The organism is Microbacterium alkaliflavum, assembly GCF_044325405.1.
Lineage (GTDB): Bacteria > Actinomycetota > Actinomycetes > Actinomycetales > Microbacteriaceae > Microbacterium > Microbacterium alkaliflavum.
On the sequence record NZ_JBIQWL010000019.1, the window covers coordinates 1 to 18,907 of the forward strand.

The following is an 18,907-nucleotide window of genomic DNA, read 5'->3' on the forward strand; positions in this document are numbered from 1 at the left end:
GGAAACAACTGGTCATCCCACGGTGGCCCTTCATCGTCAGCGACGACGAGAGCCCCGCAGGAATTGACACCACGCTATGGGACTCACCCGCGCGGGGATGGGATCGGTGCAAGTCAGCTACGGCGGTGAGCCCTACACGGTCATCGACCGCCGACTGAGCGACGTTCAGCAGCAGATTCAGGACATCCTCACCTCCGGCAGGCCGGGCTGGCTGGAGGCCGTAGACGGATATGGGGCACGCGCCCCGTACCAACTCCTCATCACACCGGGCGTTCACCTCAGCCTCGCCGTGCCGCCGACGGAATAGCCTCCCGTCAGCACGCCCACACCCGACGTTCGGGCACCGTCTCGTCGCACGCGTGCCGAGCGCGGTGTGTGGCGGAGTGTCGCGCGAGACGCTTGCTGGGCCGGCGGTCCCGTCGGGCGGCACGCACCTGTCATGGGTTGGGGTCGGGCGGAGGGTTCGGGATCTCGATGCCGGCCTTGTCTCGGCTCTCTTGAGGAGTGTGGCCGAGATCGGTCGGCTTTTCGGTGGGAGGGGTGGGAGGGGTCTGCTGTCCCGCCTGTCCGCCCTCGGACTCGCCGCGCACGTTGGGCAACTCGGCGGCGTGCCCCTTCTCTGCCGCCGCGATGGCGTCAGCGGCGCGCACCAGGGCCAGGTGTGAGAGGGCTTGCGGAGTGTTCCCCATCTGTCGCCGACCGACCGGATCGTATTCCTCGCTGAGGAGCCCGACGTCGTTGACGAAGGACGTCAGCCGATCCATGAGCGCGCGGGCGTCTGTCAACCGGTGGGAGGCGGCGTACTGCTCGACGAGCCAGAACGAGCAGGCAAGGAACGGATGCTCCTCCCCCACGAGCCCGTCTACACCGGTCGCCGTCCGATACCGCAGGAGCAGACCGTCCCGCATGAGTTCCGCTTCGAGTACCGCCACGGTGCCGAGCATGCGGGGGTCCTCGGCATCGACGAAGCCGATCTGCGGCAGCTGCAACAGCGCGGCGTCGACCTCGGAGGTGGCGTAGTGCTGAACGAACGTGTTGCGCTGGGCATCGAATCCCCTGGTCATGATCTCCTCCCGCACTTGGTCTGCAAGCGACCTCCACTTGTCGGGCTCTCCGGGCAGCCCGAACTCGTCGACGGCGCGAACCCCTCGATCGAAGGCGGCCCAGACCATCGCGCGGGAGTGAGTGAAATAGCGTTCCTGACCCCGGATCTCCCAGATGCCCCGGTCGGGCTTCTCCCAGTTGTCCGCGAGGAAGTCCAGCAGCGCGCACTGGAGCGGCCACGACGCCTCGGTCTCGGCGAGTCCCGCTGTGCGCGCTCCGTGGAGGGCCACCATGACCTCACCGAAGATGTCCCACTGACGTTGCTCATAAGCCGCGTTGCCGACGCGTACGGGGCGTGCGCCGCCATATCCAGACAGTTCGGAGATCTCGTGCTCATGGAGGCGTCGCTCCCCGCCGATCCCGTACATGATCTGCACGTCACTCGGGTCCCCCGCGATGGCCCGCAAGAGCCACCCTCGCCACTCTTCCGCTTCCGCCTCGTAACCGTGGGTGAGCAGGACGCCGATTGTCAGCGCCGCGTCGCGAAGCCACACATACCGGTAATCCCAGTTCCGGGTCCCGCCGTCCGTCTCGGGCAGGCTGGTCGTCGCCGCGGCGGAGATGCCGCCGGTGTCCTCGTCGGTGAGCGCCCGCAGGACCAGGAGGGACCGCTGCACCTCTTCGTCATACGGACTCGGCGGTTCGCTGCGCGCTGCCCAATCGCGCCACCAGTCGACAGTGAGCTGCAGAGATTCGTCCACATCGATCGGCGGCGGCGGCTCGCGGTGCGAGGGATAACCGGTCAGAACGAGATCGATGATCTCGCCGGCGCCGACATCGAATTCCGCGGAGTGGGTGTGACCGACCGGACGCAGTTCCGGGCCCCGTCGGATCACCGTGGACGGACCAGCGGTCGCCAGGAGAGCGGGCTCGCCCCCGTATACGGTCTGACGAACCCACGGGATGGCCGCGCCGTAGTCGAACCGGATGGCGATCTCCTCACCGAATCGGACCACTCCCGTGAGGCCGCGAACGCGGCGGACCAGATTGGGCCGTTGGTCACCGAGCGGCATGAAATCCCACACTTCGGCCTCGCCCTCCGCGGTCCGCCAATACGTCTGCAAGACGAAGGTTCCGGACAGGTAGGACCTGCGGACGTCGACGATGTCACCGCTCGGCCTCAGCACCCAACGTCCGGCATCCTCACTGTCGAGCAGCGCCGCGAAGAACGCCGGCGAGTCGAAACGGGGCAGGCACAGCCAGTCGATGCTGCCATGACGCGAGATCAGCGCGGCGGCGTGCAGGTCGCCCACCATCGCATACTCAGCGATTGGTATCGGCGACCCGTGGCGGCCCAGCGATTCCCGAGATGCGCGCGACATTCCCCAACGCTAGGTCGGAGAACCCCTTCGGCCTACGGGCTTGAATCCACCGCGACAGCCCGGTACGCACACGCGCCCAGGTCCCACGACGCACAGCGCGTCACCACCAGTGCGCGCTGACCGGCGCGCGGAGAAGCGATCCGGAGGGTATCGGTCCTCATGTGCATAGGCTGGGCCGCGAGAGACCTCGCCCACTCCGTGGGGCGCATTCGCGCCCTCCGAATCACGCTCACCGACGGAGTCGACAGACATGTGGATCGAGTGCTTCGAGAAGGACATCCGATTCGACGGCGCCGACACGCAGCCGCTCGTCGATCAGTTCATCGCGCACGTACGCGCCACGCACGACGTTCCGTATCCCGATGCCGAGATGCGGCTGTGGGCACGCAACTTCGCGGAGGCGTCGGTGCGCGAAAACGGCCCCACCGAGCGACTACCCTCGATCGGCCCGATCGAGATCCATCCCGTCACCGAGGGGCGCATCGACGATTGGCTCCGATTCTTCGATCGGGACGCGTTTCCCGACAATCCTGACTGGGGGTCCTGCTACTGCCTGCACCCTCACACCGGCGACGCTCCTGAGCGTCCCTGGCGCGATGTGCGGGCCGACATGATCGAGCGCCTCCGGTCTGGCGCGACGCTCGGCTACCTCGCCTACGTCGACGGCCGGGTTGCGGGCTGGGTCAACGCGTCACGCCGATCGACGTACGCGAAGTACGGCGACGTCGATCGCGACGGCCCGGCGCCGGACAGCATCGTGGGCGTGTCCTGCTTCGTCATCGCCCCGCCCTACCGGCGGCATGGAGTCTCATCGGCGCTCCTGGATCGCGTCGTCGCCGACGGCGAGGCGCGCGGCGCGCAGTACATCGAGGGATACCCTCGCCGCGAAACCGACGGCGGGGACGCCGACGCCTTCTGCGGACCCCGCTCGATGTTCGACAGACGGAGCTTCGCGCCCACCGAGGAGCGCGGACACTACACGGTGGTACGCCGACCCGTCTGATCCAACGGTGCGCGCTCGTTTGCACAGCTGCCAACGACCGCTGCGTCGCGCGAACGCGGATCCCGATTCGGCGGCGGCTGCCCGACTCGCACCGCGGGCGGACCACACGGCCGTGGCGGGCGGAACAGGTCTCGGTGACGGCATCCCGCGCGATAACCGGTCCCGTACTCCGTCGAGAGTATGCGCATGTACACCGGCCGGCTCATGACACGACTCAGCCGGGCGAAGAGAATGGGCGTGCAGTGGTGCGTTCCGTCACAGGAGGGAAACGCCGATGAACTCGTCCGAAGCCTTGGTGCGTCGATCTCGGGAAGCGCTCAGTGCGCTCGCTCTTCAGTTCCTCCTGGGAATGGGCGCCAACCTCCTCGGCAGCCCAGACGAGAACTCGGGCGCAGCCCAGATAGTCGCGGGTGTCATCCTCGGTCTGCATGCGCTCGTGGGCATCGGAGTCATCATCGTCGCCGTGCGGGTGTGGCTGGTCGCTCGACGACAGGGCGTCGCACAACGTCCTGCCCTGTGGGCCTTCATCGTCATCATCCTGACGTTCCTCGCGGGGATCGGCACGATGGTGACCGACAGCGGCTGGATGTCATTCCTCATGTCGGTCGGATTCGTCGCGGCCGCCGCCCTCTACGTCAGGGTCGGCTTCATCGCGCTCGCTCCTGCGCGGTCATCCGCCGCAGGTTGAGCACATCCCGCGCAGGACCACCCCAGATCCGCGGAATTCCGTGGATCTCGCCCGCTGCCCACTACGCTCAACCTGTGCCCCACCGTTCGTCACCTACCGCCGACGCGGGCTCCAGGCACTTTCTCCGGGCCGTGCAATCGGCAATCGTGGCGACCCTTCCGGTGCTCGTCCTGCTGCTGATCCCGTCGTTCGTGCACGGCGGCGCGGGCGACCCGGCGCTCGCGGCTCTGGGCGGGCCGTGGATCAACGGACTGTTCCTGGCGGCGATCATCCTGATGCCCAAGATCAACGGCGCACTCGACCCCGAGGTGCCGGACTGGACCTCGTCCACCGCCATGGCCGCGACCGGGCGTGTGTGGCGCACGCGCGTGTGGTTCGCGATCCTGGCGGCCCTCGCACTGCTGGCCATCTTGGCGGCTGGGCAGACGGCCGCGTACTTCATCGGTCGGTTCTCCCCCGCGATCATCGACGGCGTGCTGGACTACGGCCGCTTCCTGGTGCAAGAGATGGTCGTGTACCTGTTCGGGTACGTCCTGTCGCTGGTGGCGTACACGCTGATCGTCCGCGCCCTCGTGCAGCCCGAGCCGAAGGTCCGCAAGCGCTGAGCAGAGGGATGCCGGCAACGCGGCATCCCTTCGCCCGGAACGACGAGCGGGACATCTGTGTCCGACCAGACGTCGTCGCCGGGAGCCTCGCCGAGTCCCGGGTCGAACATAGGCTGATGAATGTGACTGTTCGAGTGAGCGGCGTTGTTCAACGGAGCGTCTGGCCGAGCATCGTCAGCGATGATGCGCACGCGATTCGCGAATGGTTGATCGCTCTCGGATTTGCGGAGGATCTGCTCATCCCCGGTGATGACGAGAACACGATCCACCACTGTCAGATGGACTGGCCCGAAGGCGGGCGGGTGCTGCTCTCAAGCACGGGTGAGAGGCTCACGCCATGCAGGCCCGGCACGAGTTCGTTGCACGTTGTGACGGCGACCCCGGACGCCGTCATGGCCCGCGCACGTGTCCTCAAGGCGACCGTCGTGCATGAGCTCGTCGACCAGACGGATTACCTCTCGCGTGAGTTCACTGTTTCCGACCCCGACGGCAATCACTGGACTTTCGCCACCTTTGCGGGGTAGCTGCACGTGTCAGAGGGGTAGTGGGCGGTCGTCGACGACCTTCTTCATGACGAGGGTGGTGTTCAGGCGCTGAACGCCGGGCAGTGCGCTGAGCTGTTCGTCGTAGAGGTTCTGGAAGTGGGCGAGGTCGGCGGTGACGACGCGCAGGAGGTAGTCCGGGTCGCCGAAGAGCCGTTGCGCGAGGGTGATCTGCGGGATGGCGGTGACCGCCGCTTCGAACGCGGCGATCGTGGGCTTCGTCGCGTCGTGCATGGTGATGAAGACGAGGGTCTCGAACCCGAGGTTCACCTTGGCCGGGGCGATCGTCGCCCGGTATCCCTGGATCACGCCGGCGCGTTCCAGGTCCCGCATCCGACGGTGGGCCGGTGAGACGCTGAGCCCCACCCGCTGGGCGAGGTCGGTGATGGTGAGGCGGCCGTCGACCTGCAGCTGCGCAAGAATCTCCCGATCGATCGCATCCATGCCAGAGATTCTTGCACCGAACGCCCTGATCGCGATCACATTGAGGAACACCTTCGACGCGAAAGTTCCTAGAGTTGGCGCCGTCAAACAACGGGAGGCGGCATGGCTGGGATCGCGATCGCGGCGTTCTGGGGCACGTCGATCCTGTTCATCATCACCCCCGGAGCGGACTGGGCATACGCCATCACCGCGGGACTGCAGCGCCGAACAGTGCCCGCAGTGGCAGGACTGCTGACGGGCCACGCAGCCGCGACGCTGATCGTCGCGGCCGGGGTCGGTGCACTGGTGAACGGCCTGCCCGGCGCCCTCACCGTCCTGACCATTCGGCGGCTCCCTCTACCTGGTCTGGCTGGGCGTCTCCACCCTCGCGCACCCGACGACGGTGCATGGTGGCGGCGGCCAGCTGCAGGGGTCGGCTGCGACGTGGTGGTTCAAGGGATTCGGAGTGAGCGGACTGAACCCGAAGGTGTTCCTGCTGTTCCTGGCGATTCTGCCGCAGTTCACCGACCGCACCGCCGCCTGGCCGCTGCCCGTCCAGATCCTCACCCTCGGGCTCGTGCACATCGTGACTTGCGCCATCGTCTACCTCGTCGTCGGCTACGGGTCCGGGGCAGTCCTGCGCTCCCGCCCGACCGCGTCACGCATCGTCGGACGCATCTCCGGAGCGGCGATGATCGCCATCGGCGCCTTCCTCATCGTCGACCGGCTCCTGCTGTGACAGACACGCTCGTGCTCCGGTCGACACCGGGGCGCTCAGCGACCTGACTCTGCGAGGTAGGCAACCGCGGTGCAGGCGAACATCAGGAAGCCCGCGACAATCGGGACGTAGGCGGCGAGCCGGCGTCGGATCAGCAGGACAACGCTCACGGTGATCGAAACAGCGAGAATGCCGATCAATCCCAGTAGCAGCGCGAGGCTGATGATCGCGATCGACGCCTCGCAGTCTGAATCGCCTCCGCATTCCACGGTGTCCACGGACGCGGCCCAGTAGTTGAAGAACAAGAGCACCGGCAGCAAGAAGAGCAACCCGCCGTTCAGGAGCGATGTCCCGAGGACATTCATCTCCGATTCCTTCTCGGTCAGGCCGCGCTTGATGCCGTAACGAGCCAGCAACTCGCCAGCCTCGACCGCATCGTCGTCCACGGCCAAACAGTAGTCGCGAGAACAGAACTGGAACAGGGTCTGCCAGAACTGGACCGACCCACCGCCCGAGCACCTCGCCCGTCTTACGCGTCTGCTCCGAGAGAATGCCCGTCGGACCGGTGAGCACTCCACGGTCCGCCAGGCGCTCGAGGGTGCGGTCTGCTGACGAGCGGAGCCGGAACGCCGGCGGCAGGCCGACGGACACGGCCACCATTCCGCTGACCCAGACCCAATCCCATGCCCGAGGAACACCCCGGGTCGCGATTTGGACGAGCACGCTACAGATTCCGACGCTCACCAGGAACAACCAAGGATGCCGTGCGAGCCCGCTCTCCAGGCTTCCGATTGCGTTGAAAAGCCCGGGCTTTCGTGGGATGCCCGCTGATGGATGTCGACGCGCGCAATCGGCACATTGCGGAGCAGATGTCGCCCTCGCTGCCCAAGGGCGGTGACTGGTGACCGTGCCACGAGAATTCCACCTCTGGCCCGGCCTGGCCTTCGAAGCGTAGGGTCAGCGACATCGCTCCACGCGATGCCACGGGAGGGCTCACGATGACTGACCACGTTTACCGCGTTACCGAGATCGTCGGCACGTCACCTGATGGAGTGGATGCGGCGATCCGAAACGGGCTCTCTCGCGCATCGCAGACACTGCGCCACATCGACTGGTTCGAAGTCGTGTCCGTCCGGGGACACGTCGAGGACAACGAGGTTCATCACTTCCAGGTCACGATCAAGGTCGGTTTCCGTCTCGAAGACGGCTGAGGCGTTAGTCGCCCGGCACGTCGCCTTTCAGGCGAGCGGCCCGAAGAAGGCGCGCAGGTCGTCCGCCAGCACTTCGGGCATTTCCATCGCGGGGAAGTGCAGGCCGGCGTCGTGCTCGGCCGACCAGCCGTCATCGGGGAAGGGCAGGATCCGGCGGACCGTCGGGTCAGTCCCGAATACGGACATCCCTTGCGGAACGCTCGCGGGAGCGCCCCATTCGCGGGAGTGCGCCTGGTCGTACAGGGTGTGCGCCGCCGAGGCGCCCGCCCTCCCGAACCAGGCGACCGAGGTGAGCGTCAGGATCAGATCCGGGTCGAGCGGGATGTCGGTCCAGTCCTGGAGCTTCTCCGCGACCCAGGCGAGGAGGAACGTCGGAGAGTCGGTCAGTCCATATCCGATCGTCTGAGGCCGCGTGTTCTGGATCGCGAGGTAGCCCGACGTGTCGGTCCGGAACACCTCCATGCGGTCCAGGATGAGCCTGTCGACGGGGTCTTGCGGATCGAGGTTGTCGGCGAGGCCGGGCAGGAACGTCGCCGTGTTCGCCGCTGTCATGGGGTCTGTCACGACGTGTGCGCCCGTCACATGCTCGGGGTCGAAGGCGGCGACCATCCCTGACACGCCGGCTCCGACATCCCCTCCGTGCACGCCGTACCGGCCGTAGTCCAGTCGGCGCATGAGCTCGACCCACGCTCGCGCGGTGCGCCCCATCGCCCAGCCCGCTCCGCCCAGCGGCGTCGAGAAGCCGTACCCCGGCAGCGACGGAGCGACGACGTGGAACGCCGGCCCCGACTCCGGCTCGGTGAGCAGTTCGATCAGACGCGCGAACTCGACGTTCGAGCTCGGAAATCCGTGCGTGACGAGCAGCGCCGCGGCATCCGGGCGCGATGAGCGTGCGTGGAAGAAATGGATGCGCTGCCCATCGATGTCGGTCGTGAACTGCGGGATTCCGTTGAGGCGAGCCTCGTGCGCACGCCAGTCGTAGCCGGCGCCCCAATGATCGGCGAGTGCGCGGAGCTCGGACGAGCGGATGCCGCGTTCCCGGCCGGGCGCCGGTGACTCGTCCGCCCAACGCGTCCGTTCGATCCGGTTGCGCAGGTCGTCGAGTTCGGCGTCATCGATCTCGATGCGGAAAGGCTGGATATCGTCCATCGGTCGCTCCTCGTTCTGCGTATCGGCGCTTCCCGCGTCGACGTCGATCGACGGTATCGAGAGATGCGGAACAGTTCTTTCCGCGATTCGTGAGATGGTGACTTCGTGCTCGAGACTTCGGCGAGACTCCTCCGCCTCCTCTCCTTGCTCCAGGTGCGCCGCGACTGGTCGGGCGCCGAACTCGCGTCGCGACTCGATGTCACGACCCGTACGGTGCGCAACGACGTCGACCGATTGCGCCGACTGGGCTACCCCGTCGATGCCGCGCCGGGGGTCGCGGGCGGGTACCGCCTGGGAGAGTCGGCGACGATGCCTCCGATGCTTCTCGAGGACGACGAGGCGGTCGCGATCGCGATTGCGCTGCGGTCGGCCGCGGCATCGGCTCAAGGGGTGGGCGAGGCATCCGTGCGCGCGCTGCTCAAGCTCCAGCGGATCCTGCCGTCGCGCCTCCGCGAGCGCCTCGAGTCGTTCCGCGTCGCGACCCTTGCGCTGCCGGGGAGCGGAACGGATGCCGATCCCGACGTGCTCGTGACGATCGCGGCCGCGGTGCGCAATGCGGAGCGGCTCCGCTTCGACTATGCGTCCCATTCCGGGTCACCGTCGCGCCGCGACGTCGAACCGTATCGGCTCATCGCGGGAAGCGGCCGCTGGTACCTGTTCGCGTGGGACACGGAACGTGGCGCGTGGCGCACCTTCCGCGTCGACCGAGCGCGCCTGCACCTTCCGGTCGGCCCGCGCTTCACCCCCAAGCCGTTGCCGTCCGACGACGTCATCGCCGAACATGTCGCTCGGGGCATAGGACGCGCGACCTGGCGGTTCCGTGCGCGGGTCGTCGTGCACGCACCGGCCGATCACGTCCGCCAGCGCATCCCGGTGCCGCTCACCGTCACCGAGCACGCTCGGGATCGCTGCGAGATCATGGTCGGGTCGGACGACCCGCGCACGCTCGCGCTCTACCTCGGGATGTTGGACGCCGAGTTCGACGTCATCGACGCGCCGGAGCTCGTCATCGCGCTGCGCGACCTCGCGGCACGCTTCGAACGCGCGGCCGGAGCCGACGCGTGAGTCTGCCGGCGTGTCGAGTCGTGCGCGTCCCGAGCTGTTCGGACCGTCTCGGCGGGCATAGGCTCCGGGCATGGCACGGCAGATCATCACGACGCTGGACGCGCCGCGTGCCTCGCTGTTCAGTCAGGGCGTCCGGGTCGACTCGACGCCCGGAACCCTGGTGTCGATCACACTGACGGCGCACGTCGTGGACTGACCGGAGCGAGATCCCTATGACGATCACACCGATCGATGTCGCGCCCGACGGCGACTTCGAGGGGTACCTGCACGGCTCGCAGGTGAGCATCATTCGGGAGCATTCATCACGGCCCGGCTCCGGGCCGCGGCTGCACCGCCATCCGTACACGGAGACGTTTCTGATCCACGAGGGCGCCGCCCTGTTCACCGTGAGCGGCGAGCAACTGGTCGGGGTCGGTGGGCAGATACTCGTCGTGCCGCAGCTCGTGGCGCACCGATTCGAGGTGCTCGACCGCGGCATCTACGTCGCAACGCACATCCACGCGAGTGAACGCTTCATCACCGAATGGCTCGAGTGATCATGCAAGCCGCGGGGGGCTGACGAACGAGCAGACATGGGGCTAGCCTCGGGCGAATGGTGAGCAGCGACTACTGGGATGCCGAGACCGCGCAGCGCTACGACACGTCGTCGAGCGACATGTTCGCACCGGACGTGCTCGGGCCGGCAGTCGACTTCCTGACGGCGCTCGCGGGCGACGGGGCTGCGTTGGAGTTCGCGGTGGGAACGGGCCGCGTCGCCATTCCCCTCGCGACCCGCGGCGTCACCGTCGCGGGCATCGAGCTGTCACAGCCGATGGTCGACCAGCTGTACGCGAAGATCTCCACCGATCGGATCGCCGTCGCGGTCGGCGACATGGCGACGACCAGGGTCGACGGCGAGTTCTCGCTCGTGTATCTCGTGTGGAACAGCATCGGCAACCTGCGCACTCAAGACGAGCAGGTTGCCTGCTTCCAGAACGCGGCCGACCACCTCGCTCCCGGCGGGCGGTTCGTGATCGAGCTGTGGGTGCCGCCTTTGCGGCGATTCCCGCCGGGGCAGGCGGCTGTTCCGTTCGACGTGACCGATCATCACCTCGGCTTCGACACGATGGACCTCGTCACGCAGCAAGGAACCTCGCACCACTACACGCATGAGGACGGCGGCTCGGTGCGGTACAGCACAAGCAACTTCCGCTTCATCTGGCCGGCGGAGTGCGATCTCATGGCGCGACTGGCGGGGCTTGAGTTCGAGGCGCGGTACGAGGACTGGAATCGGAATCCGTTCACCTCCGACAGCGCAAGTCACGTGTCGGTGTGGCGCAAGCCGTGAGCTGAGCCCGCGCCATTGCAAGCGGCGACGGCGCTGAGCTCCTACCTGTCGGCCAGTGCGGAAGACGATTCCGCGCGCCACGCCGCGCCGAGGGATTCAGGCATTCGCACGGATCCCCTCGCCCATCTCGTCGAGCTGCGCGACGATCTCGTGGGGGCTGCGCTCGCCGATCTGCTTCTGCAGCATCGGTGTGTGGTCCATGACGAAGTCACGCAGCGGCCGCAGCGGCGCCGGAGCGTGGTGGAAGACCTTGCCGAGGATGTACGCCTGCTGCACCTGCATCGTGGTGTGCGGGATGCGCTTGTCGTCGTAGACATCCAGGGCGGCCGTGACGGCGGCCGTGTCGGCCAGGTCGATGCCGGCGAGCAGCTGTCCGAGGAAGTAGCCGTCGCCGATCGACATCCCGGCACCGTACGCGGCATACGGGGATGTCGCGTGGGCGGCGTCGCCCGCGAGCGTGATCCGGCCCTTCGACCACTTCTTGAGCGGCTTGCGATCGCGGATCACCCACCGTTGCACATGGTCGTCCGTCGTCCCTTCGATCAAGCCCGTCAACGGCGAACCGAAGTCTCGCCGAGCGAGCGCCAGTGCGTGCGATCGGAGGTCGGCGGGCGCCGGCGCATCGGGATCGCAGGCCTCGAGCGTCCACCACTGGAAGCCCGTTCGACCGTCGCTGCGGATCGCGGTGTACGACCCTTGCACCGTGCGGGAGTGCGCGATGATCGCTTCGCCGTGCTCGGCACCCGGGACGTCCTCGAAGGTGTAGCCGCCGATGATGTGGAGCTTGTGCTCGCGTTTCGGCGAGGCGCCCCAGAGGTGCGCGCGCACCATCGAGTCGATCCCGTCGGCCCCGATCAGCAACGGCGTCCGCCGCGTCGTGCCATCCTTCATGGTCAGTTCCACGTGGTCGCCGCGATCGGAGATACCCGTGACCTCCTGGTTCACCTGCAGCACTCCGGGCGGCAGGGCGGCCAGCATCCGGCGATAGAGATCAGGGCGCAGCATCCCGATGAATCCGCCGCCGAACTCGTCGACCACTGCCTGAGGGATCTCGATGTCCGCGCGGACGTGACCCTGAGCGGTGCGGAACGTGGAGTGGCAAGGTGCGCCGAGATCGTCGACATCGACGCCCATCAGGCTCAGCGCCTTGATGGGAGGCGGCCAGAGGTTGAGGATGTTGCCGGCGGGACGCGCCTCCCGGTAACGCTCCAGGATGACGACGTCGTGCCCGGCGGTGTGGAGCGCCAGAGCGCTCGCCATTCCTGCCGGACCACCACCGAGAACGACGATCGAGTGTGCGTCGGATGCCATGGCTGTACTCCTCGTCGAGTTGCTCCTCATGCGAGCGCGTCGCTCGCCGATGACCAAACTGTAAGACGCTTATAGTTATAAGGGAACGGCAGCTGGCTGATTCAACACATCGACGGCAGTGATGACGCAGGACGAGAGGACCGGAGCGGAATGACGGATGCCGCGACCCCCCTGGTTCGGCCGCCCCAGCAGGAGCGGAGCAGGGCAGCATGGACGCGAGCGCTCGACGCCGGCTGCGCCCTGCTGGAGGCCGGCGGCATCGACGCCGTCACCGTCACCGACGTCTGTCGATTGAGCAGGATGTCTCCGCCGTCGCTCTACGCGCGCGTCGACGGGCGGGCCGGCCTGATCGCAGCGATCTATGAACACGGGATGCGTCGCGTGCGCGCTCTCGAAGACAGCCTCCTCACGCCCGTCGACCCCGAGGACGCATCGGTCGAGCAGCGCGTACGACACGTCGCTACGGCCATGACAGAGCTGTTCCGACGGGAGCAGCACCTGCTGCGCGCCGTCATCGGCTCATCCGTTCAGGACACACGCATTCACAGCCGCGGCGTCGAGGAGGCGCTCCGCGTGCAGGCGGCGATGATGCGAGTGCTCAACCTTCCTGAAGACGCGGGACACGACATCGCGGCGATGATCTTCGCGGAACTCGTCGTCAACACCGTCTATGGAGGCGAGTTCACCGCCGACCCGCCCGCCGACGACGACGTCTTCGTTGCTCGCCTCATCCGCATGGGCGTCGCCCGCGCACGACAGTGATCGCACCACGGACGCGCCACGCACCGTTCACGACCTGCCGCCTCCGCGCATTGCCCGCATCCGGATGCCGATCGGCGGTCAACCGTGCGCCCAGCCGCTCCACTTCGTCACCTGGACCATGATGACGGGGCCGCGATGCTCGGCGTGGCGGTATTGCTCATACTTGTCGTCGAGAGCCTTCCACGCGCGTTCCCATGACCGACCATGCTCGGCGATGGATGCGATCCCATCGGCGCGGACCCACCACAGTCGGCTCCAGTCCTCGTCGTATCGGTCCCAGCAGATGGCGACGCGTGGATCGTTCCGGATGTTGCTCAGACGCCGCAGGTCAAGGGTGGTCTTCGGCTTGTCGTCGATGCCGATGACGATGAAACCCTCCGCGACGGCGAACGTCACCGGCACAAGGTGTGGACCGCGATCCGGCGATACGGTTGCGAGCCTGCCGACGCGCTCCCCCAGCGCCAGGCTTCTGGACTTCTGAGCGGTATGCCTCACGCGGCCATCCTGCCTCTTACGCGCCGCGAAACCCGCCCCCTCTGTCGAGCAACCCTCGGGATTCCCTGGGCCCGTCATCTGCCCAGGCGCTTGAAAGACGGATGCGGCGGGCGCACAGTGGAAGGAGAGAGGGGGTCCTATGCGGGACTGGATGACTTACCCGGATGTCGTGCCGATCCTCTCCCCTGGCCGGCACCGTTCGCCGCGGCGCGGGGCGTGCTTCATGGAATTCGCGTCGTACCTGGCCGGAGAACGCTGGAGCGACCATCCCGCGTGTACGCACGGCACCCTCGCGCAGCTCGCACGGATGGTGAACGACCGGACGAGCGACGTCGGCCGCGCCAGGCTCGCGCCGCTCATTCCGTCCGTCGTCGGCCTGACAAGTGACGACCCGCTGCTCGATGTCCTGCTCGCCGTGCGAGCCGCCAGCACCGCCCTGCCCATCGCTGCCGAGGAGCGCCAGCATTCACAGGCGGTGGGGCTGCGCGTCGCCCTCAGGGCGCTCGGGGAACGGGAGGACGAGCTCGCCTCGGAGTCGCGCGAGCTGGCCGAGGCCGCCCTCCGCGCGACCCCCGCCGCCGATGCCTGGGCCATCCAGTTCATCGAGAAAGTCGGCCCGGGCCGCCCGGGCATGACCGCGCGGCAGTGCCGGGATCTCGTGAGCGGTGCCGTGGATGGGATCGCGCGGGCGTGCGATGGCGACCCCGACGAACGACTCGTCGCCCTGCTCACCGCCGCCGTATCGGACGCTGCACGCTTTGTGGGCAGGACACTTGAGTCGGCGGATGTGGATGCCAACGCCGACGTCCCCGTCATCGTTTAGGCGATAGCCGAAGCGAACCTTGGCGACGGCAAACCCCCAGCGTCATCGGGGAGACGGTAACCGCCGCTGTCGTTCGGGTTTCCGTCGGGTTACATTTCCGAGCCGCCGGCAGATCGTCGGCTACTGTGACGCGTGCACACTCGGGGCAGCGTGGCAAGGCCCCGGGGTGAGGACCCCAAGCATCCCGGAGGCCGGTCGGTCAAGGCCCCAAGACTTGACCAACCCCCGCAGTCCTTTCCTGCCCACGTCGGGGGACGTCGGCAGACCGTGTGCGGCCGCCCTCCCGCAGTCCCGGCTGCCCGCAGCCGTGCGGACGCGGGAGGGCGGTCCCACAAGCGGGTGGAACGCCCCGCAGGCTAGAACCGAGAGGGCCTCCAGCCGCCCAAGACCGGGGCGCCCACTCGCGCAAGCGTACCCGAATGGGACCGTTCGCTACTGCGGGCCCTTGAGGCGCCCCGCGGGAGCAGGCCTTCCNGCGGGTGGAACGCCCCGCAGGCTAGAACCGAGAGGGCCTCCAGCCGCCCAAGACCGGGGCGCCCACTCGCGCAAGCGTACCCGAATGGGACCGTTCGCTACTGCGGGCCCTTGAGGCGCCCCGCGGGAGCAGGCCTTCCGCCGCCGGGACTGTGGTTCTACCATCTTGTGCGTCATGACCGATCCCGCGGATGGCGGAGGAGACGGAGTTGCGATGAACGACAACGAGCCGGTCGGGATCACGGACGAAGACGTCGAGCGGGCTGTGAGCAGGCTGGGGGACGCGCCTTTCACGGCACGATTCGTACGGACCGATTGCCAGGCCGAGACGCCGGCGTGGCTGACCGAGGCGGGAGAGCCGATCCGGGACCACGTCAGCGGGCTCCGCGAGTCCTTCAAGGGCGAGGTAGCCGGCTACGGCGTACGCGATCTCGAGGGGACAACGTTCGCGAAGACTGTTGGTGACACGCGACTGATCGCTGCCGCCGGCCGCATCTTCGAGCCCTACGTGCCCACGGCATCGGACCTGCTGCACGTGTATGGTCCCGACCGGGATGGTACGAAGGACTGGCGGCGATACTACCGCTACGCGTGGCGGCAGGAGGGCCCGCACGGGACCATCTACTCCACCGAGGACGACATCATCAGGCGAGGTCGGCTGATGAGCATTACCGACTCCTACTCGGGCCAGAGCTCGTACATGATCGCCGGCGCGGGCATGTTCTACGTGCCGGCGTGGGGCGATGCCAACGTCACCGTGCATCCGTACGTGCAATGGCAGACAGAATCGAGCTTCACCGGCCAGCAGACTCCCGCGACATCTAAGGCGCTGCTCGGCATCTATGTCGAGAGCTGGTCGCGCACCAGCGGGGCAGGCTATGTCGCAGACCGAGATCAGCCGATCACCGTCTACTCGCAGAGCTCGAGTGGATACGCCGTTGACGTGGCCGCGGGCGGCGCGGCCACTCAAGACGATGGACTGACCACCACGTTCGTGGCGACACCCTCTCGGAAATACCACATCTTCGTGTACACCTACGGCGAGACGACCGCATCCTCCGAGCACGAGAAGAACAATTTCCGGTACGTCAACATCGACATAGATGCGACGGTCCCGTACGTGCTGGTGCAGGAGGAGCTGCTGTAGTCGGGTGATGGCCACACCATCCACGCAGCGCCAGTACGATGCGGGGATGCCGTTGCTCCGAGCCGTCGTCATCCAGGGGCTCGGCGCGATCGCCGTGTTGGCCGCTGCTGGGCGGGGGATGCGGCTCCTCGGCGGCGACGACCCCTACGAGGACAGGGCCGTGCGTGCGCTCCAGGACCGGTTCGGCCACCGGCCGGGCGACGGCGACACCGCCGTCGCTACTGAGCCTGCGAACCCGACCGGGCCGCGCGAGCCGATCGACCGGGTCACCGAGGCGCTCTCGTGGTGCTCCGGCGTGCCGCAGACCATCGCGAACGCGGCGATCTGGTGCGGCGTCACCTGGCTCTTGACGCGCGACCGGCGCTCGGCGGTCGCCCCCGCCGCGGTGCTCGCCCTCGAGACCTCCTGCTTCCTCGCATCCGCGGCACTCGTGGGACGGCCACGACCCCAGTCGGTGTGGCGCCCCGAGCATCCGCACGCTACGTCGTCGTTCCCCTCCGGGCACACGGCGGGAGCCTTCGCGCTCTACGGCACGCTCGCCGACCTGCTCGATCGCCACGGCGCCCGTGGCGCGCGGCTCCTCGGTCCCCTCCTTCGGTACGGGATCCCCGGAGCGATCGCGTTCTCGCGTGTCTACCGCGGCCAGCACCACATCTCAGACACCGTCGCAGGCGCCATGCTGGGACGGTGGAGCGCCGCTGTCACGCGGCGGGAGCTGATCTCGCCATAGGCGGGCGCGACGCCCCGCCCGACGGCAGGGCGTGACCGGAGGCCGCTCCCGCGACCCCCGGCCACCTCCCCGCTGGTCGGTGCCTAGCCCTTCACAGCGGGCTTGAGCAGGCCCAGCAGGCCGTCCGACTCGCCGTTCGGCCCCGCGCTGAACCACACCGAGTCGGTACCACCGGCAACCTGCGTGCCGACGGTCAGGCCCCAGAGGCCGTCGATCTCCAGCGGTCCGCCGGAAGCACCGCGGATGAGTCCGAGGACCGCGCCGGTCTGCGGGTCGAACACGTGGATCCGCCCGTCACCGAAGTTCCCGACGAGCAGGTCGCCGCCGAACTGACCGAAGCTCGCGGGTGCGAGCGTCATGCCCCACGGCGAGTTGAGCACGCCGTGTGTCGCGAACCGCTTCACGAAGTCACCGCCCGTCGTGTAGACGTCGATGAACCCGTGGGCCGGCCCCGCGACGTCGTCCTCCAACGCCGCGTCCTGCTTGGCATATGTCACGAACACCTGGCCGTTGATCTCAGCCACGTTGAACGGCGCGTAGCCGGCGGGCAGGTTCGAGTCGTGGAACATCGAGGGCGTGGACACGAGGGTCCACGACGAGTTCCACGCGTCGATCCGGTTGGCCCGGAAGTTCGCTGCGAGCAGCAGCGCTCCGGTCGGGCTCTGCACCAGCGCGAGGCCCTTGAAGACCGAGTCGGGCATCTGCCCGCCGACCTGTGTGGCTGCGGCACCTCCGGCCCATGCGGAGATGAAGCCGTCCTCGCCGGCGAAGATGAACCGTGCCGGTGTGGTGGTCCCGGGCACGTTGAACCCCGAACCGTTGCTGTTGAACACCTGGCCTGTCGGGGCCCCGCCCGGGATGGCGACCGAGAGCACCTTGGTCACCGGGCTGCCGGCCACATCCGTCCGGTAGAGCGTCGTCTGATCGGATCCGTTGTCCGAGACCCAGATGGGCGTGTTGGGCCCGTGCGACATGCCCCACGCGTTGACGAGCGCCGGATCGGTGAGCGCGGCGACACCCGGCTGGTTGGACACGAGGTTGATCTGCTGAAATGTGCCCGTTCCGGCCGCGTTCGCCGGTCCGGCGACCGCGACGACCAGTGCCAGCGCTAGGCCGGCGGCTCCCCGGGCGATGGTTCCTTTGGCAACCATGACATGAGCCTCCTCACGATTCGGCCTGCAACGGCGCAGACCCCTCCCCGCTCACACGAGGTGGAGGCCGCCGAGGTTCACGCTGTGGCGGTTCTCTCACGGAACGGCCCCGGTCGCGGGCTTACGAGCACTGCGCAGATGCGGATCCTCCGTATACGGGAGGCGGCTCACAGCGGAGCGCGGGTGACGGTTCGAGAGGAGAATGCGGATACCGAGCGGAGCGGAGTGGCGGATGGGTGCGACAGTGCTGTACATGTCGATGTCGCTGGATGGCTTCATCGCGGGCCCGAACGAGTCTGACGACAACGGGCTGGGAGATGGTGGCGAGCGGCTGCACGAGTGGGTTTTCCCGCCCGAAGGCGACGTCAATGCACAGGTCGTGGACGAGTTCATGTCCACCGGCGCCGTCGTCGCGGGCCGCGGAACGTTCGAACCGGCCGAAGGGTGGCACGGCGATCATCACGACGGCGTGCCGATCTGGGTACTGAGCCGCCGTCCGATCCCTGCCTGGGCGAGCACCATGCCCGCGGTGCACTACACGAACGACATCAGCGACGCGTTCACTTCGGCTCGAGCGGCGGCCGGCGAACGAAACGTTTTGGTGCACGGCGCCGCCACGGCGCAACGCGCGCTCGCCGCCGGACTGCTCGATGAGATCCAGATCCACCTCGTGCCTGTGCTGTTCGGGACTGGACGCCGGCTCTTCGATGATCTCGGGTCCCCGCGCCGGGAGCTCGAGAGGATCAGCGTCCTCAACGGTGAGGGTGGTGTCACCCACCTCCGCTACCGAGTCCTCTCTTGACCGGATGCCGTCGCCCGCCGGCGCAGTTCCCCGCTGAGTGGGTGAGGTGAGGCGA

The 18,907-nt window shown here is 67.7% G+C and carries 23 protein-coding genes; 16 read left to right on the plus strand and 7 right to left on the minus strand.

What is annotated here, in order from left to right; genetic code table 11:
- The first annotated feature begins 76 nt into the window (after positions 1–76).
- Positions 77–307, plus strand: a complete 231-nt coding sequence (locus ACH3VR_RS22805; protein ID WP_397558640.1) for a hypothetical protein — start codon at positions 77–79, stop codon at positions 305–307.
- A gap of 130 nt (positions 308–437) precedes the next feature.
- Here the strand turns inward: ACH3VR_RS22805 and ACH3VR_RS22810 are convergent, their stop codons facing one another.
- Entirely contained in the window at positions 438–2,426 is a 1,989-nt protein-coding gene (locus ACH3VR_RS22810) for a glycoside hydrolase family 15 protein (protein ID WP_397558641.1), read from the minus strand.
- A 250-nt stretch (positions 2,427–2,676) separates the two neighbouring features.
- Between ACH3VR_RS22810 and ACH3VR_RS22815 the strand changes: the two genes are divergently transcribed.
- The 4 genes from ACH3VR_RS22815 (at position 2,677) to ACH3VR_RS22830 (ending at position 5,246) form a co-directional block, all read left to right on the plus strand.
- The gene (locus ACH3VR_RS22815; protein WP_397558642.1) at positions 2,677–3,429 is read left to right on the plus strand and encodes a GNAT family N-acetyltransferase; all 753 of its coding nucleotides are present in this window, start codon (positions 2,677–2,679) and stop codon (positions 3,427–3,429) included.
- 274 nt (positions 3,430–3,703) lie between these two features.
- A complete protein-coding gene (locus tag ACH3VR_RS22820) occupies positions 3,704–4,117 on the plus strand; it encodes a hypothetical protein (protein WP_397558643.1) in 414 nt (137 codons plus the stop codon).
- 146 nt (positions 4,118–4,263) lie between these two features.
- Positions 4,264–4,722 (plus strand): hypothetical protein, encoded by a 459-nt coding sequence (locus tag ACH3VR_RS22825; RefSeq protein ID WP_397558644.1) that lies wholly within the window; start codon positions 4,264–4,266, stop codon positions 4,720–4,722.
- 116 nt (positions 4,723–4,838) lie between these two features.
- On the plus strand, positions 4,839–5,246 hold the full coding sequence (locus ACH3VR_RS22830; RefSeq protein WP_397558645.1) for a VOC family protein: 408 nt from the start codon (positions 4,839–4,841) through the stop codon (positions 5,244–5,246).
- Between the two features lie 9 nt (positions 5,247–5,255).
- On the opposite strand, the gene ACH3VR_RS22835 is transcribed toward ACH3VR_RS22830, so the two are convergent.
- The gene (locus tag ACH3VR_RS22835) at positions 5,256–5,708 is read right to left on the minus strand and encodes an Lrp/AsnC family transcriptional regulator (protein WP_397558646.1); all 453 of its coding nucleotides are present in this window, start codon (positions 5,706–5,708) and stop codon (positions 5,256–5,258) included.
- 382 nt (positions 5,709–6,090) lie between these two features.
- Here ACH3VR_RS22835 and ACH3VR_RS22840 point away from each other — a divergent pair, with 382 nt between their 5' ends.
- Positions 6,091–6,426 carry a LysE family translocator gene (locus ACH3VR_RS22840; protein WP_397558647.1) on the plus strand — a complete coding sequence of 112 codons (336 nt, stop codon included), beginning with the start codon at positions 6,091–6,093 and terminating at the stop codon, positions 6,424–6,426.
- A 35-nt stretch (positions 6,427–6,461) separates the two neighbouring features.
- Here the strand turns inward: ACH3VR_RS22840 and ACH3VR_RS22845 are convergent, their stop codons facing one another.
- Positions 6,462–6,851 (minus strand): hypothetical protein, encoded by a 390-nt coding sequence (locus tag ACH3VR_RS22845; RefSeq protein WP_397558648.1) that lies wholly within the window; start codon positions 6,849–6,851, stop codon positions 6,462–6,464.
- Between the two features lie 552 nt (positions 6,852–7,403).
- Between ACH3VR_RS22845 and ACH3VR_RS22850 the strand changes: the two genes are divergently transcribed.
- A complete protein-coding gene (locus tag ACH3VR_RS22850) occupies positions 7,404–7,616 on the plus strand; it encodes a dodecin (protein ID WP_397558649.1) in 213 nt (70 codons plus the stop codon).
- Positions 7,617–7,643: 27 nt separating this feature from the next.
- Here the strand turns inward: ACH3VR_RS22850 and ACH3VR_RS22855 are convergent, their stop codons facing one another.
- Complete coding sequence (locus ACH3VR_RS22855; protein ID WP_397558650.1) at positions 7,644–8,765, minus strand: epoxide hydrolase family protein; 1,122 nt, start codon at positions 8,763–8,765, stop codon at positions 7,644–7,646.
- A gap of 105 nt (positions 8,766–8,870) precedes the next feature.
- Between ACH3VR_RS22855 and ACH3VR_RS22860 the strand changes: the two genes are divergently transcribed.
- From ACH3VR_RS22860 to ACH3VR_RS22875, 4 genes are all read left to right on the plus strand, one after another.
- On the plus strand, positions 8,871–9,830 hold the full coding sequence (locus ACH3VR_RS22860; protein ID WP_397558651.1) for a helix-turn-helix transcriptional regulator: 960 nt from the start codon (positions 8,871–8,873) through the stop codon (positions 9,828–9,830).
- A gap of 70 nt (positions 9,831–9,900) precedes the next feature.
- A complete protein-coding gene (locus ACH3VR_RS22865) occupies positions 9,901–10,026 on the plus strand; it encodes a hypothetical protein (RefSeq protein ID WP_397558652.1) in 126 nt (41 codons plus the stop codon).
- 16 nt (positions 10,027–10,042) lie between these two features.
- A complete protein-coding gene (locus ACH3VR_RS22870; RefSeq protein ID WP_397558653.1) occupies positions 10,043–10,366 on the plus strand; it encodes a cupin domain-containing protein in 324 nt (107 codons plus the stop codon).
- A 56-nt stretch (positions 10,367–10,422) separates the two neighbouring features.
- Complete coding sequence (locus ACH3VR_RS22875; RefSeq protein ID WP_397558654.1) at positions 10,423–11,157, plus strand: class I SAM-dependent DNA methyltransferase; 735 nt, start codon at positions 10,423–10,425, stop codon at positions 11,155–11,157.
- A 96-nt stretch (positions 11,158–11,253) separates the two neighbouring features.
- Here the strand turns inward: ACH3VR_RS22875 and ACH3VR_RS22880 are convergent, their stop codons facing one another.
- A complete protein-coding gene (locus ACH3VR_RS22880) occupies positions 11,254–12,468 on the minus strand; it encodes an FAD-dependent oxidoreductase (protein WP_397558655.1) in 1,215 nt (404 codons plus the stop codon).
- Positions 12,469–12,618: 150 nt separating this feature from the next.
- Here ACH3VR_RS22880 and ACH3VR_RS22885 point away from each other — a divergent pair, with 150 nt between their 5' ends.
- On the plus strand, positions 12,619–13,230 hold the full coding sequence (locus ACH3VR_RS22885) for a TetR/AcrR family transcriptional regulator (protein WP_397558656.1): 612 nt from the start codon (positions 12,619–12,621) through the stop codon (positions 13,228–13,230).
- 78 nt (positions 13,231–13,308) lie between these two features.
- Here the strand turns inward: ACH3VR_RS22885 and ACH3VR_RS22890 are convergent, their stop codons facing one another.
- On the minus strand, positions 13,309–13,803 hold the full coding sequence (locus ACH3VR_RS22890; protein ID WP_397558657.1) for a TIGR03668 family PPOX class F420-dependent oxidoreductase: 495 nt from the start codon (positions 13,801–13,803) through the stop codon (positions 13,309–13,311).
- A gap of 61 nt (positions 13,804–13,864) precedes the next feature.
- Between ACH3VR_RS22890 and ACH3VR_RS22895 the strand changes: the two genes are divergently transcribed.
- The 3 genes from ACH3VR_RS22895 to ACH3VR_RS22905 all read left to right on the plus strand — a co-directional run bounded on the left by ACH3VR_RS22895 (position 13,865) and on the right by ACH3VR_RS22905 (position 16,899).
- Positions 13,865–14,548, plus strand: coding sequence for a hypothetical protein (locus ACH3VR_RS22895; protein WP_397558658.1), 684 nt, complete (start codon positions 13,865–13,867; stop codon positions 14,546–14,548).
- Between the two features lie 649 nt (positions 14,549–15,197).
- Positions 15,198–16,169: a hypothetical protein gene (locus tag ACH3VR_RS22900; protein WP_397558659.1), complete on the plus strand. Its 972-nt coding sequence runs from the start codon at positions 15,198–15,200 to the stop codon at positions 16,167–16,169.
- Positions 16,170–16,215: 46 nt separating this feature from the next.
- On the plus strand, positions 16,216–16,899 hold the full coding sequence (locus ACH3VR_RS22905) for a phosphatase PAP2 family protein (protein ID WP_397558660.1): 684 nt from the start codon (positions 16,216–16,218) through the stop codon (positions 16,897–16,899).
- Between the two features lie 83 nt (positions 16,900–16,982).
- Here ACH3VR_RS22905 and ACH3VR_RS22910 read toward each other — a convergent pair whose 3' ends face one another.
- Positions 16,983–18,050, minus strand: coding sequence for a TIGR03118 family protein (locus tag ACH3VR_RS22910; protein WP_397558661.1), 1,068 nt, complete (start codon positions 18,048–18,050; stop codon positions 16,983–16,985).
- A gap of 253 nt (positions 18,051–18,303) precedes the next feature.
- On the opposite strand from ACH3VR_RS22910, the gene ACH3VR_RS22915 reads away from it, so the two are divergent.
- On the plus strand, positions 18,304–18,852 hold the full coding sequence (locus tag ACH3VR_RS22915; RefSeq protein WP_397558662.1) for a dihydrofolate reductase family protein: 549 nt from the start codon (positions 18,304–18,306) through the stop codon (positions 18,850–18,852).
- Positions 18,853–18,907: the final 55 nt, after the last annotated feature.

What these genes read in the sequence shown, in the direction of transcription:
- ACH3VR_RS22915 (WP_397558662.1), top strand. Translation starts at nt 18,304, where the DNA reads ATGTCGATGTCGCTGGATGGCTTCATCGCGGGCCCGAACGAGTCTGAC.
- ACH3VR_RS22910 (WP_397558661.1), bottom strand. Translation starts at nt 18,050, where the DNA reads ATGGTTGCCAAAGGAACCATCGCCCGGGGAGCCGCCGGCCTAGCGCTG.
- ACH3VR_RS22850 (WP_397558649.1), top strand. Translation starts at nt 7,404, where the DNA reads ATGACTGACCACGTTTACCGCGTTACCGAGATCGTCGGCACGTCACCT.
- ACH3VR_RS22810 (WP_397558641.1), bottom strand. Translation starts at nt 2,426, where the DNA reads ATGTCGCGCGCATCTCGGGAATCGCTGGGCCGCCACGGGTCGCCGATA.
- ACH3VR_RS22880 (WP_397558655.1), bottom strand. Translation starts at nt 12,468, where the DNA reads ATGGCATCCGACGCACACTCGATCGTCGTTCTCGGTGGTGGTCCGGCA.
- ACH3VR_RS22885 (WP_397558656.1), top strand. Translation starts at nt 12,619, where the DNA reads ATGACGGATGCCGCGACCCCCCTGGTTCGGCCGCCCCAGCAGGAGCGG.
- ACH3VR_RS22855 (WP_397558650.1), bottom strand. Translation starts at nt 8,765, where the DNA reads ATGGACGATATCCAGCCTTTCCGCATCGAGATCGATGACGCCGAACTC.
- ACH3VR_RS22815 (WP_397558642.1), top strand. Translation starts at nt 2,677, where the DNA reads ATGTGGATCGAGTGCTTCGAGAAGGACATCCGATTCGACGGCGCCGAC.
- ACH3VR_RS22830 (WP_397558645.1), top strand. Translation starts at nt 4,839, where the DNA reads ATGAATGTGACTGTTCGAGTGAGCGGCGTTGTTCAACGGAGCGTCTGG.
- ACH3VR_RS22890 (WP_397558657.1), bottom strand. Translation starts at nt 13,803, where the DNA reads ATGACGGGCCCAGGGAATCCCGAGGGTTGCTCGACAGAGGGGGCGGGT.
- ACH3VR_RS22820 (WP_397558643.1), top strand. Translation starts at nt 3,704, where the DNA reads ATGAACTCGTCCGAAGCCTTGGTGCGTCGATCTCGGGAAGCGCTCAGT.
- ACH3VR_RS22865 (WP_397558652.1), top strand. Translation starts at nt 9,901, where the DNA reads ATGGCACGGCAGATCATCACGACGCTGGACGCGCCGCGTGCCTCGCTG.
- ACH3VR_RS22835 (WP_397558646.1), bottom strand. Translation starts at nt 5,708, where the DNA reads ATGGATGCGATCGATCGGGAGATTCTTGCGCAGCTGCAGGTCGACGGC.
- ACH3VR_RS22805 (WP_397558640.1), top strand. Translation starts at nt 77, where the DNA reads ATGGGACTCACCCGCGCGGGGATGGGATCGGTGCAAGTCAGCTACGGC.
- ACH3VR_RS22870 (WP_397558653.1), top strand. Translation starts at nt 10,043, where the DNA reads ATGACGATCACACCGATCGATGTCGCGCCCGACGGCGACTTCGAGGGG.
- ACH3VR_RS22875 (WP_397558654.1), top strand. Translation starts at nt 10,423, where the DNA reads ATGGTGAGCAGCGACTACTGGGATGCCGAGACCGCGCAGCGCTACGAC.
- ACH3VR_RS22905 (WP_397558660.1), top strand. Translation starts at nt 16,216, where the DNA reads ATGCCGTTGCTCCGAGCCGTCGTCATCCAGGGGCTCGGCGCGATCGCC.
- ACH3VR_RS22900 (WP_397558659.1), top strand. Translation starts at nt 15,198, where the DNA reads ATGACCGATCCCGCGGATGGCGGAGGAGACGGAGTTGCGATGAACGAC.
- ACH3VR_RS22895 (WP_397558658.1), top strand. Translation starts at nt 13,865, where the DNA reads ATGCGGGACTGGATGACTTACCCGGATGTCGTGCCGATCCTCTCCCCT.